Source organism: Pukyongia salina (assembly GCF_002966125.1).
GTDB classification, from domain to species: Bacteria; Bacteroidota; Bacteroidia; order Flavobacteriales; family Flavobacteriaceae; genus Pukyongia; species Pukyongia salina.
Window position 1 is genome coordinate 2,366,246 of sequence record NZ_CP027062.1, and the last position, 12,874, is coordinate 2,379,119.

Genomic DNA, 12,874 nt, shown 5'->3' on the forward strand with positions numbered 1-12,874 from the left:
GATTGTTCGGGTTTGATACGTTTAATGATCCTTTTTCTTAGTTGCCATCTATGGCAGACAAAGTTTCCAGTTCTTCTTCGATCATGGTATAGAATTGATCGATCTTAGGTAGAACAAGGATTTTAGTCCTTCTGTTGGTAGCACGGTTTTCCGCAGTGCTGTTATCTACTAACGGTACGTGTTCACCACGCCCGGCAGCGATCAGTTGAGAAGGTCTTACGCCTAATTCCTGTAATTTTCTTACTACTGCTGTAGAACGTTTTACACTAAGGTCCCAGTTATCCAGTAGTACTCCGCTTTTGTATGGTACTGTGTCTGTGTGACCTTCAACCATAGCTTCAAAATCAGGCTTGCTGTTGATAACGGTGGCTACCTTGCCCAAGATCTCGTTTGCTCTTGAAGATAGTTCGTAGGATCCGGAACGGAATAATACCTTATCGGAAAGTGAGATGAAAACTACACCTTTCTCAACATTGATCTCAATGTCGGGATCGTTAAGTCCAACTTCTTTCTTCAAACTGGTTACGAGCGCAAGGGTAACGCTATCCTTTTTGTTAAGGGCATCCTGTAATCTGGAGATCTTAAGATCTTTCTCCTTAAGGCTTTCCAAAGATTTTTCAAGATTTGTCGCACCTTGCTGAGTAAGCATGGTTAGTTCCTTAGAGCTTTGAATAAGGTCCTGGTTCGTTTTACGCAGATCGGCTAATCGCTCCTCCAGAGATTGAACTCTGGTTAAAGCTGCTGCTTTATCGGTAAGGCAGCTGTTTAATTTTACCGTTGCTGTATTTAATAGATCTTGTGTTTTCTTTTGTTTTGCTTCGAGTTCGGCGTACTGTTTTTTAGACACACAAGAGGTGAATAACAGTCCCGTACACGCGGCTAGTATTAAGAGCTTTTTCATGTTATGATTATTTATTTGGTTGATCAAAATTATGAATTAGGAAGGCTCCAAATTCAGTGTTAACAATAATTTAAGTAAAAATTATCAGAGTTCGTTAAAGTTACGTTTTTTTAGAATATAGTACCGCCAAACCACCGACTTTATTTTCGAATAATCCAGTGTTGTAGCGTGTTTCTTACGTTTTTTTAAGAATCTTGGGAAAAGGCCGTAGAAACTAAAATGAGCCTTCAGAATGGCTAAAAAATGTCTAAACTTTCCTTTAAATAAAAATTGTAGCCCGGCAACTGCATCAAGGATCAATCGAAGAAAGATCAAACCATACACTTTGGGTCCTTTTACATTTTTCAGAAGCATTAAAAGAGAGTTCCGAAAATTATAAAACGTTTTTGTTGGATGAGATACTTCCAGAGTGGCGCCTCCAACATGATAGACACTTGAGGACCCAACATACTTCACCGTTCCTCCAGCCGCCTGAAGTCGCCAGCACAGATCGATCTCCTCCTGATGGGCAAAGAAATCCTCATCGAAACCCCGGGCCTCTTGAAAACTACTTCTCCTTACAAACAGGCAAGCTCCTGTCGCCCAGAATACAGGAATTATATCGTTGTACTGTCCACGGTCGGTTTCAATGGATTGAAATATCCTGCCACGACAATACGGGTATCCCAATCTGTCGATAAAACCACCGGCAGCTCCGGCATATTCAAATTTAGACCTATCCTTATAATCCAGGATCTTAGGTTGTGCAGCCACTACGTTGGGATCCTCCCTGAAAACAGAAACTACAGGCGTAAGCCATCCGTTTGTCACTTCTACATCGCTATTGAGCAATACAAAAATATCCTCGGCAAGAGTATTTAATGCCTGGTTGTATCCCCGGGCATATCCTCCATTCTCCTTGTTTTGTATAATTTTTACTGAAGGGAAATTATTCATTACATACCGTACCGAATCATCTGTAGAAGCGTTGTCTGCCACATATACATTTGCTTCGGAAGAGTATTTCACCACCGAAGGCAGGAATTGCTCCAGCAAAGCTCTTCCATTCCAGTTTAAGATCACAACGGCTATGGTCATAAGGACAAAGTAAAGAGTTTATTTTTTATCATTAGGTGGAAGCGATCGCAAAAACAGATAACGGTCTTCGTCATAATCCATTTTGCAGTAGAAGTGTTTCAGGCCGTTGCTCACCATTAGATAATTGGCGTCCAGGACAAAGTTATAACGGGCGATCTGGTTGAATGTCTCCTGGGTAATATCTACATTGGGCGCTTTACATTCTATTATGATGTGGATACTGCCATCGGGCTTGAAAACAACAATATCGTATCGTTTGGTGGTTTTATGAACTGTGATCTGCTTTTCAACATTTATGTGAGATAATGGATAACCCAGCTCGTTGTGGAGGTAATGTACTGTGTGTTGTCGCACCCATTCTTCCGGATTGAGAACTACAAATTTTTTTCTGATCACATCAAAGATCAACGGTTTGTTTTCCCTATTTTTGAAACGAAATTTATAGTCTGGAAAATTGAGCTGCTGCATACCGCAAAGGTAGTAAAATGCCTCATCCAATGTACTCTTGAGCGGGTTGAAAGATAAAGTTACAAGGGTGGTCAAGCCAGAAGGAAGATCAATATATTAAAACTAATATATAGTCTTATAAAATATTTATTGGTTCATGAAATAAATCTGTGATCGAACCGAATAGAGATTTATTTTTAAACAGAACATTAGCGTGCCCATAGAGAAAGCCAAGCAGATAATCAAAGATATTCAACAAGGTAATATAGCTCCCATTTATTTTTTAATGGGGGAAGAGCCATATTATATTGATGGAATTAGTGCGTTTATAGAGGATAGCATTCTTTCTGAAGAAGAGAAAAGTTTCAACCAGGTGGTTCTATATGGGAGGGATGTAAGCATAGACGATATTATAAGTAATGCCAAGCGATATCCAATGATGGCCGAACGCCAGGTGGTCATTGTAAAAGAAGCTCAGGACCTGTCAAGAACTATAGAAAACCTGCTTCCTTATGCCGAAAATCCACAACCTAGTACTGTGTTGGTGATTTGTTATAAATATAAAAAGCTCGATGCTCGAAAAAAGCTCTCCAAAACGATCCAGAAAAATGGAGTACTATTCGAGAGTAAGAAATTATACGAAAACCAGATCCCGGATTGGATTAGAAGGGTCCTCGCAGGCAAAGGATACACAATTACTCCCAAGGCGGCCCAAATGCTTACCGAATTCCTTGGTAACGACCTTGGAAAGGTAAATAACGAACTGGAAAAACTTCAGCTCATCTTACCTCAGGGATCACAGATCACCCCCCAGTTAGTAGAAGAGAATATCGGGATAAGTAAGGACTTTAACAACTTCGAGTTACAAAATGCCATTGGGTCCAGAAACATCACCAAAGCCTTTACTATTGTACAGTATTTCGGTCAAAATCCAAAAAATCATCCATTGGTAATGACCGTGGCCTTACTTTATAGTTTCTTTTCAAAATTGCTGAAGTATCACGCCCTGAAGAATCCTGCCCATGCTGCTCGTGAATTGGGTGTGAGCCCTTATTTCATAAAAGATTATCAAACGGCAGCTCTTAATTACCCCATGAAAAAGGTAAGTAAGATCATAAGCGATATTCGGGAGATCGATATGAAAAGTAAAGGGGTAGGGGGAGCCAATATTCCGCAGGGAGATTTACTGAAGGAACTGCTGGTTAAGATTTTTGACTAAGATCGCCTGTATTCCTTTCCCTTATTCGTTTTAATACTTCTGTGGCATTCGTTTTATACGCCTTGAGCATGGTTAGGTAATTCTTGCATACAATTGCGTAGAAATATGCGACTTTGTTCTTGTAGGTCTGGCTGTCCATATACTCGTATAGTCGAGGGTCTGGCTTTCCCGAAGTGACCGCACTAAACCAAGGCTGTTCGTCTCGCCATTCTTTTACATTTTCAATGGTAAAATCCTTAACCTCTTCCCCGAAATCGGATAACAATGCCCCAAAAGCATTGTAAAACTGCACGATCTCAACGGTTAAGGTATCCTTTTCTTCCACCGAATCTACGATCTCCTTTAATTGAAGATAACCTTTGTCATTCATCTTAAACGGTGCATAGGTGCTAATTAAGTTAGGACAAAGCATGCAGGTTTTATACGAATCTTGGTCGTATTTGTTGTTAATGATATCTCTGGCAACGACCTCCCTGGTTTCGTAATAACGAATTGTTGCACCTACCGCGAGCGTATCCTGCTCCAGATCGTAAGTTATGCTCTGCAACACGCCATTTATTAATTTGTCGTTTTTCCGTTCTTCGTTATAGTTATTTATTTGAAGAGCAATTAATATCCCGGCAACAACAAGTACAATTTCTCCCAGGGCGTAAAGTAAGTAGCGTCCTATTCTTTTATTATTGAAGGATCTTAATTTAAGGGATTTGGTAAATAAGGGCATAATTATTTTTTATCTACTGAAAATTTACCGGCACCCACCAGGGCGATCACCAGGAAAGCAAAGCCATAAAGCAAGGCTTTCTCTTTACTTCCGAAGGGGTCGTCACCATGTATCACAAAGGCAGCAACGGCCATGGTGATAAAAGTTGGAATTGCGGCGAGTCGTGTTTTATAACCGATGATTATTAATAATGGGCAGATCACTTCTGTAATGATAGCCAGTATTTTAGTAAGGGGTTCACCTATTCCGAAGGGATCTCCAAAACCAAAGTCACCTTGTAGAACATCCCATAATTTCGGAATGCCATGTACGAGCATTAAACCGGAGAAACTAATTCGTAAAATAAGTAGGCCAAAATGATGAGTGGATGTCATAAGTAGTATAAATTTTGTTTGGTTCGAGGATAAAAGTAGTAAAACAAATGGAAATGCAGTCTGATATATTTAGTTGACGAATGTAGATCGATTACCTATTTAAAAATTCCTGGGACTATACTTTTTACAGGAGAATTAATAACGTATTTTTGCGCTGTATTAATGAATCGTACATGTCTAAAGTTAAAGCCTGGATCTCGGCTGCACGACTACGAACATTGCCTTTATCTGTTTCGGGTATCCTTACAGGCAGTGCTGCGGCCTATGCCGGCGGATTTTTCAAACTCCCTGTATTTTTACTCGCCATAGCCACCACCTTAGGCTTTCAGGTGCTTTCCAATTTTGCCAATGATTACGGTGATGGTCTAAAAGGCACAGATAATAAGGAACGCGTGGGTCCGGCAAGGGCCTTTCAGAGCGGACTATTAAAAGCCCGTGAATTAAAGCGGGGGATGATAATTACTACAATTATCACTTTGTTACTCGCCAGTTTACTGATCTTTTATGCCTTCGGAAATGAAAACTTCCTGCTTTCTTTTATCTTTTTTAACCTGGGAATTGCAGCCGTGATCGCCGCAATAACATATACCGTTGGTAGATCTGCCTATGGCTATCGGGCAATGGGAGATCTCTTTGTTTTTGTTTTCTTCGGAATAGTAGGGGTGATGGGTAGCTACTTCCTTTACTCGCAAAGTATGGGGGAACACATAGTCCTCCCTGCCATCACTATTGGTCTGTTAAGTACAGCTGTATTGAACCTGAATAATATGAGGGACAGGATTAGTGATGCTAAGGTGAACAAAAATACCCTAGCCGTGATCCTTGGTGCGGAACGGGTTAAGTTCTATCATCTGGCTCTTATTGTAATTGCTTTATGTTCGGCCGTGGTCTATTTATGGCTGGAGTTCACCGGATGGCCCCACTTTATTCCCTTGATAGCATTTATTCCCTTACTATTGAATGTGATAAAAGTTTTGAAAACCAAAGATGCTACCACCCTGGACCCGGAATTAAAGAAGGTGGCTTTAAGTACCTTTCTTTTCTCCTTGCTGTTATTTGCATCAAACTTCATTTAAGTTTATCTTTCTGTAAAATTAATTTCCAATGAAGATCACTTTTTACGGTCATAATAGCCTGGCCATTCAGGTTGCCAACAAACATATTATAATCGATCCTTTCATTAGTGGGAACCCTTTATCCAAGGATAAGGTTGATATAAATTCACTAAAGGCAGATTTCATTTTATTAACACATGCGCATCAGGACCATACTCTGGACGCCGAAGCAATTGCCCTTAATACCGGGGCAACTATAGTAAGTAATTATGAGATTGCGATGCACTATGAGGCAAAGGGGTGTACGGTTCACCCAATGAATCACGGCGGGAACTGGCAATTCGATTTTGGTAATGTAAAATATGTGAATGCCATTCACACATCTTCGTTTCCCGATGGGAGCTATGGAGGTCAACCGGGAGGATTTGTGATCGAAGGAGAACATAAGAATATTTATATCGCGGGAGATACGGCGCTCACTATGGATATGAAGTTAATCCCCATGCAGACCAAACTTGATCTTGCAATTTTACCAATTGGCGACAATTTCACAATGGGAATAGACGATGCTATAATTGCCAGTGATTTTTTAGATTGTGATAAGGTCCTGGGCGTTCACTACGATACGTTTGGATATATCGAAATAGACCACGACCTCGCCAAACGCAAATTTTACGATGCCGGGAAAGATCTTATGTTGTTGGAAATTGGCGAGTCCATCGAACTTTAGTATGTTTAGAATCCCACGACAAAATAAGGGTATCCTTTTATGATAAACGCCTCCTTTAAAAAGCACCGGCTTGTGTTTAAAAAAGCCAGTGGCACCTCGAGAGGTATTTTAACTACCAAGGATACTTGGTACCTTATTCTGCGAGATGATGAGAGGTTTGGGATAGGAGAATGTGGTATGTTCAGGGGGCTAAGTGTGGATGACAGACCAGATTTCGAACAAAAACTACAGTGGGTCTGTGATCAAATTCACATGGGGGAGCAAGAACTTTTGCAGGCTCTAATTGAATTTCCTGCTATACAAATAGGTGTTGAAACAGCCTTTCGCTCCCTTCGATCGGATGACCCGTTTCAAATTTTTCCTTCCCAATTTTCAAAGGGAAAGGAATCCATAGCTATCAACGGACTTATTTGGATGGGAAGTGCTTCCTATATGCGAGAACAGATCAAAGAAAAACTTGATCAGGGATTCAATTGTATTAAAATGAAGATAGGTGCGATCGATTTCGAAACAGAGCTATCACTTTTACAATCTATCCGCAGCGAATTCAACCAATCGGACGTAGAACTACGAGTCGATGCCAACGGAGCTTTCCACCCCAAAGATGCTTTAGAGAAGTTAAAACGGTTGTCTGAATTTCAAATCCATTCTATCGAGCAGCCCATCAAAGCCGGTCAGACAGAAGAAATGGCCAATTTGTGTGCTCGTTCACCCCTGGCCATTGCATTGGATGAAGAGCTAATAGGTGTGGTAGATTCCGAAGAAAAAAAACATCTAATAAACACCATAAAACCTCAATATATCATACTTAAACCTAGTCTTATCGGAGGCTTTGGAGGCAGTGACGAATGGATAGAAATAGCCGAACAAAATCACGCGGGCTGGTGGGTCACATCGGCTCTGGAAAGTAATGTAGGATTAAACGCTATTTCGCAGTACACCTTCATAAAAAATAGTAAATTGCCACAAGGATTGGGAACGGGAAGTTTGTTTACCAACAACGTCCCATCACCACTTACAGTTAATAATGGACGGCTTCAATATATCGGCGGGAAACCATGGAACGTCGAACTGTTGAAGCTCTAAATATTTATAGGAAAATGTACATAGCTCAGGCTTATAATCATTTACACGACTGGTGGCGTTATCTGCTGCCCATTGCGGGGTTATTAGGACTCTCCGCATTAAACTATGCGGTAATTTTACTATTGGATATCGACGTAGACACCATCATAAAAGAAGAGATCGCAAAAAAAGGCTCCAATAGGGTTTTTCTTGAGAATATTGCGCCTATGGCGCTCTTTCTGGTCGCCCTCTTTGTATGGGTAAAATATGTGCATAAACAATCTATTAGATCACTCACTACAGCAAGAAAGAAAATCGACTGGGGCAGGTTTTGGTTTGGTTTTGGGATCATAGCGGTAACCACGATCGTACTTACCGGTATAGATTATTATGCCAACCCCGATGATTATGTCTTGCAGTTCGATCTCGTTCCCTTCTTATTCCTGGCTTTGATAGCTATCATTTTTATTCCATTGCAAACCAGTTTCGAGGAATATATGTTTCGTGGTTATCTCATGCAGGGGATAGGAGTACTGGCAAAGAACAAATGGGTGCCGCTGGTACTTACATCGATCATTTTTGGAGGCTTACACTTCCTTAACCCCGAGGTGGAAAAACTGGGAAGCGTAATGATGGTCTACTACATTGGGACAGGATTCTTCCTTGGGATCATAACTTTAATGGATGACGGGCTGGAACTGGCCCTAGGGTTTCATGCTGGTAATAATCTTGTTGCGGCTTTATTGCTTACGGCAGACTGGACAGTGTTTCAAACAAATTCGGTCCTGAAAGATGTTTCCGAACCTTCTGCCGGTTTCGATATAATTGCTCCGGTATTTATAATTTATCCCATCTTTATAGGTATAATGGCCTGGCGTTATAAATGGACAGGATGGAAAGACAAATTATTGGGTAAGGTAGAACCGCCGCCCCTTATTGAAGAAGACACTATAGATTACGTACATTAATCCGGAAGACATTGAAACCAACCTCACAATCACTTCACCCGGCATTTAAACTTAACGGTCTTGAATTTTCCTCGGCCGAAGAAGTTTTGAATTTTGCCGATGGTTTACTTGAGGATGGTAATGAGCAGGAAGCGAGTGTGGTTCGCTTTTTGGAGCAATGGTTGGATTTTTCTGAAACCATTAAAGTGAGAACATCGGGATCTACAGGGAAGCCAAAATGGATCGAACTTAGTAAAGCTCACATGATCAATAGCGCCAGGGCTACCGGTGCCTATTTCAAGGCCGGGAACAATACCCAGGCTTTATTGTGTCTTTCAGCCGATTATATAGCCGGAAAGATGATGTTGGTTCGTGCTATGGTTTTGGGTTGGGATCTGCACGTCGTAACACCCTCCAAAGATTCTCTCACCGAATACGATAATGATTACGATTTTGTTGCCATGGTCCCATACCAGGTCTGGCACTCCCTGGACGCCCTGAAAAAAGTAAAGAAACTCATCATTGGCGGAGGACGAGTTCCCGCCGAACTAGAGGAAAAACTACAAGATGTAGATACCGAGGCTTTTGCCACCTATGGCATGACCGAGACAGCAACACATGTGGCCGTTAGAAGATTAAACGGCCCCGCACGAAGTGAAAGCTTTTCTGCTCTTCCCGATGTAAAATTTTCGGTAGATGCGAGAAGTTGTTTGATTATTACTGCTCCTGCAATCCTGGATGCCCCATTGGTTACCAATGATGTGGTGACTTTAAACTCGCCTACAAACTTCAATTGGCACGGACGATATGACAACGTGATCAATAGTGGCGGCTTAAAGATCTATCCCGAATTAGTGGAAGCAAAATTGTCATCCTTTATTCCTAATAATTTCCTTATTGCTTCTGAAAAAGACGAGCTATTGGGAGAGCGTGTCATCCTAATCTTCGAAGGTGAGATGAAAGAGACTTCATCCCTGGCCGATGCATTCCGGAAATTAGAGCCCCACGAACGCCCAAAAAGGGTGTATAGCTTATCTAAATTTGTGTACACAGACACCGGTAAATTAAAACGCCGGGACGTGCTTAAGGTACTTCAGAAATACAAATAAGAAATTTCCCTCGCTCAAATTGGGGTTTTACTCATTGGTGGTTTATTTTTGTGTAAAGCGATGTTAGTTTTATGGAAAATCTTTAAAACCACAGCGTTATGAAAAAATTAATTACCACATTCGTTTGTTTCTTCGTCCTACAACTAGGGGCGCAGACTGTTACTGTACAAGGGCTTGTAACAGATGAGTATAATGTACCCTTGAATGGTGCGAGTATCCTGGTTTTGGGCACAGATAAAGGTGTGCAAACCAACTTTGACGGAAATTATTCCCTCGAGGCAAAAGTTGGACAGAAGTTGGTGTGTTCTTACCTGGGAATGAACGATGAGATTGCCGTAATCGAAGAAGGTGGAACAATGGATTTCACCCTGTCCCTGAAACCCGAAGAAATAGGGACGGTAGTGATCCGTACGTATGGTGTTCCTAAGAGCGATAAACTAATTCCTACTTCGGTAACCATACTCGAAGCGAAAGACATTGAAAATAAGCCCGAATCGGACGCCATTCGCTCTATGGCTGGCAAGATCCCCGGCGCCAGGATCACCGGAACCAGTGGAGCTTTGGGTTCGGGAACTAATTTTGTGATCCGCTCCAGTAGTTCGATAACCGGAAACAATACTCCCTTATTTATTGTGGACGGAACTCCTTTTAATGCCGGGACCAATGATCTATCCGGCCTATCCGGTGGAGGTGCCATAACCAGTAGTAGATTTCTCGATCTGGACCCCAATAATATTGAAAGTGTAAAGGTATTAAGGGGCTTAAGTGCTGCCATACTTTATGGCCAGGAAGGTCGAAATGGAGTTGTACTAATCACCACAAAGTCTGGTTCTCAAAAAGATTATGCGCTCGCTCCAGACCTGCCATATAGCGAACGCTACCTGGCAGCACAAGAAGAAGCGCGTACCCGATTGGCGAATGAGCGCACAGCTACGGAATTAGGCTATGCGAGTCCGTACCAGGCTATGGTAAAATCTATTCTATCCAGTAATGACCGGATGAGCACCTACCTTAGCTTAAGAGAGAATAATCCTAACGATCCCGCATTCTATGTGGATATTTTCGACAGGTTCAAAAAAATTGACCCCGATTTTGCAATGGGCGTTTTAAATTCGTTTACCACAGTAAAGAGTAACGACCCTCAATTACTGAAAGTACTGGCATATAAACTGGAGGAGCAGGGGAAAGCAATGGATGCTGTTACTGTATATCGCAGGATCCTCGAACTGAGACCAGACGAACCTCAGTCGTACCGGGATCTCGCTCTGGCCGTTTATGAAGCTGGCGACCCGGAAGAAGCCGTAAAGCTACTATTCTCGGTAACGCAGAGAGCCGGACTTAATAAGGAATACAAAAGAATTGTAGAAAACGATATAACTAGCATTCTTAGCAGTTCGGAAACCGCCAGAAAGGCTTATAATATCAGGTCGACCGACTTGAAAAACGTTACCAGAGATATGCGGGTAGTGATCGATTGGAATCGAAAAGATGTGGATCTCGACCTAACCGTTATCGATCCTAATCTGGAGATCGCAACTCCCGAGAACCCCAAAACCAGGGCCGGAGGTGTGCTGCTTAGTAATAACGAATCCGGATATGGCCCGGAGATCTATGACCTGGAAGAGCTTCAAACAGGTTCCTATTATCTAAAAGTACAACATCCACTGAAAGAGGGTGAGATTCTCGATGTGGATGGAGCAACCTATGTAAAGCTTACAATTTATAGAAATTATGGCCGAGCAGATCAAAGTAGGGAAATACAGCTGGTACGTATTGTTGAAGACAAGAAATTACAGCTAATGGATAGGATCGCAGTTCTGTGATCTATTAAAATTAACCATCATTTAAAGAGCCGCGATCGCGGCTCTTTTTTTTATTGAAATATGTATCTTTAAAAAAAATTGACCTCCATGCGAATATTACTATTCCTCTTTTTCTTCGGAAGCCTTTCTATGTCCTCCCAGATCCTCAGTGAGTGGGACAGGGCAAAACTAAAAGATGAGATCCTTGCAGATCGATTCAATAATCTGCTACCCTCGTTGATGGACCGTGCCGATATCGATATGTGGCTCGTAATTTCCAGGGAATATAATGAAGATCCGGTAATGCGAACTATGTTGCCTGCGCGGTGGTTGAATGCCCGCCGTAGAACCATTCTGGTATTCTATAGGGACAAGACTAATAATACCATCGAAAAACTCGCTGTGGCCCGATACGACGTAGGGGAAAACATATCGTCTGCATGGGATAAAGAGAAGCAACCGGATCAATGGGCCCGGCTGGTGGAGATCATTAGAGAGCGCAATCCCCGGAAGATCGGCATCAATATTTCGAAGCATTTTGGTATTGCCGATGGCTTGGTACATACAGATTATACAGAGCTGAAAGAAGCCTTACCGGATGATCTCGAACGAAAACTGGTCTCGGCAGAGAAACTGGCTATAGGCTGGATTGAGACCAGGACGGAAAAGGAGATGGAATTATATAACACCCTGGTGGAGGTCACTCATAATATAATCGCAGAGGCCTTTTCCGAAAAAGTGATCACTCCCGGTACTACAACCACCGACGATGTGGTGTGGTGGATGCGCCAGAAGGTTACCGATATGGGCCTGGAAACCTGGTTTCATCCAACCGTAGATATACAAAGATCGAGTGAGGCATTAAAAAGTCATATCTATTCTTTTACCAAAGGTGATAAAAGTAAGGTGATCCTGCCGGGCGACCTGTTACATTGCGATTTCGGGATCACTTATATTGGTCTTAACACCGACTGCCAGCAGCATGCTTACGTTTTAAAGGAAGGAGAAGATGAGGTTCCGAAATATCTGCGGAAAGCATTTGCCGATGGTAACCGGGTTCAGGATATTTTTACAGCTAATTTTAAAACGGGCCGTAGTGGGAATGAGATCTTGCTTAAATCACTTTCCGAGGGGAGGGAAGCAGGATTAAGGCCAGCCATCTATACCCATCCTCTGGGTACCTATGGACATAGTTCCGGTCCAACTATCGGGATGTGGGATTCGCAGGGTGGAGTACCGGTACGCGGTGATTATCCACTTTATCCCAACACGGTGTACGCTATCGAATTAAATACAACTGTCACGATAGACGAATGGCAAAAAGATGTGCGAATCATGCTTGAGGAAGCAGGATTTTACGGAGAAGACGGTTTCCGCTATGTAAATGGCCGACAGGAGGCGATCATTGCCATCCCATCAGATTAAAG

13 protein-coding genes are annotated in these 12,874 nt (G+C 42.2%); 8 read left to right on the forward strand and 5 right to left on the reverse strand.

From position 1 onward, the window contains the following. Positions 1–37: 37 nt before the first annotated feature. The 3 genes from C5O00_RS10780 to C5O00_RS10790 all read right to left on the reverse strand — a co-directional run bounded on the left by C5O00_RS10780 (position 38) and on the right by C5O00_RS10790 (position 2,446). On the reverse strand, positions 38–901 hold the full coding sequence (locus C5O00_RS10780) for an OmpA family protein (RefSeq protein ID WP_105216859.1): 864 nt from the start codon (positions 899–901) through the stop codon (positions 38–40). 84 nt (positions 902–985) lie between these two features. Next, the gene (locus C5O00_RS10785; RefSeq protein ID WP_105216860.1) at positions 986–1,978 is read right to left on the reverse strand and encodes a glycosyltransferase family 2 protein; all 993 of its coding nucleotides are present in this window, start codon (positions 1,976–1,978) and stop codon (positions 986–988) included. Positions 1,979–1,996: 18 nt separating this feature from the next. Then, entirely contained in the window at positions 1,997–2,446 is a 450-nt protein-coding gene (locus C5O00_RS10790) for a type I restriction enzyme HsdR N-terminal domain-containing protein (protein WP_105216861.1), read from the reverse strand. A 199-nt stretch (positions 2,447–2,645) separates the two neighbouring features. Here C5O00_RS10790 and holA point away from each other — a divergent pair, with 199 nt between their 5' ends. Beyond that, a complete protein-coding gene (gene holA / locus C5O00_RS10795) occupies positions 2,646–3,644 on the forward strand; it encodes a DNA polymerase III subunit delta (protein WP_105217652.1) in 999 nt (332 codons plus the stop codon). Here the strand turns inward: holA and C5O00_RS10800 are convergent. Next, complete coding sequence (locus tag C5O00_RS10800; protein WP_105216862.1) at positions 3,628–4,365, reverse strand: DUF6090 family protein; 738 nt, start codon at positions 4,363–4,365, stop codon at positions 3,628–3,630. The two genes, holA and C5O00_RS10800, sit on opposite strands and share 17 nt — an antisense overlap. Before the next feature lie 2 nt (positions 4,366–4,367). Continuing rightward, entirely contained in the window at positions 4,368–4,739 is a 372-nt protein-coding gene (locus C5O00_RS10805) for a DoxX family protein (RefSeq protein WP_105216863.1), read from the reverse strand. A gap of 173 nt (positions 4,740–4,912) precedes the next feature. On the opposite strand from C5O00_RS10805, the gene menA reads away from it, so the two are divergent. From menA to C5O00_RS10840, 7 genes are all read left to right on the forward strand, one after another. Beyond that, positions 4,913–5,815, forward strand: a complete 903-nt coding sequence (gene menA, locus C5O00_RS10810; RefSeq protein ID WP_105216864.1) for a 1,4-dihydroxy-2-naphthoate octaprenyltransferase — start codon at positions 4,913–4,915, stop codon at positions 5,813–5,815. 28 nt (positions 5,816–5,843) lie between these two features. Further along, positions 5,844–6,524, forward strand: a complete 681-nt coding sequence (locus C5O00_RS10815) for a metal-dependent hydrolase (protein WP_105216865.1) — start codon at positions 5,844–5,846, stop codon at positions 6,522–6,524. 42 nt (positions 6,525–6,566) lie between these two features. Next, complete coding sequence (locus tag C5O00_RS10820; RefSeq protein ID WP_105217653.1) at positions 6,567–7,610, forward strand: o-succinylbenzoate synthase; 1,044 nt, start codon at positions 6,567–6,569, stop codon at positions 7,608–7,610. A gap of 14 nt (positions 7,611–7,624) precedes the next feature. Beyond that, on the forward strand, positions 7,625–8,557 hold the full coding sequence (locus tag C5O00_RS10825) for a CPBP family intramembrane glutamic endopeptidase (RefSeq protein WP_105216866.1): 933 nt from the start codon (positions 7,625–7,627) through the stop codon (positions 8,555–8,557). 11 nt (positions 8,558–8,568) lie between these two features. Beyond that, positions 8,569–9,645: an AMP-binding protein gene (locus C5O00_RS10830; RefSeq protein WP_105216867.1), complete on the forward strand. Its 1,077-nt coding sequence runs from the start codon at positions 8,569–8,571 to the stop codon at positions 9,643–9,645. A gap of 98 nt (positions 9,646–9,743) precedes the next feature. Continuing rightward, positions 9,744–11,468, forward strand: a complete 1,725-nt coding sequence (locus C5O00_RS10835) for a DUF2135 domain-containing protein (protein ID WP_105216868.1) — start codon at positions 9,744–9,746, stop codon at positions 11,466–11,468. 87 nt (positions 11,469–11,555) lie between these two features. Continuing rightward, the gene (locus C5O00_RS10840; protein ID WP_105216869.1) at positions 11,556–12,872 is read left to right on the forward strand and encodes a M24 family metallopeptidase; all 1,317 of its coding nucleotides are present in this window, start codon (positions 11,556–11,558) and stop codon (positions 12,870–12,872) included. Positions 12,873–12,874 lie beyond the last annotated feature (2 nt).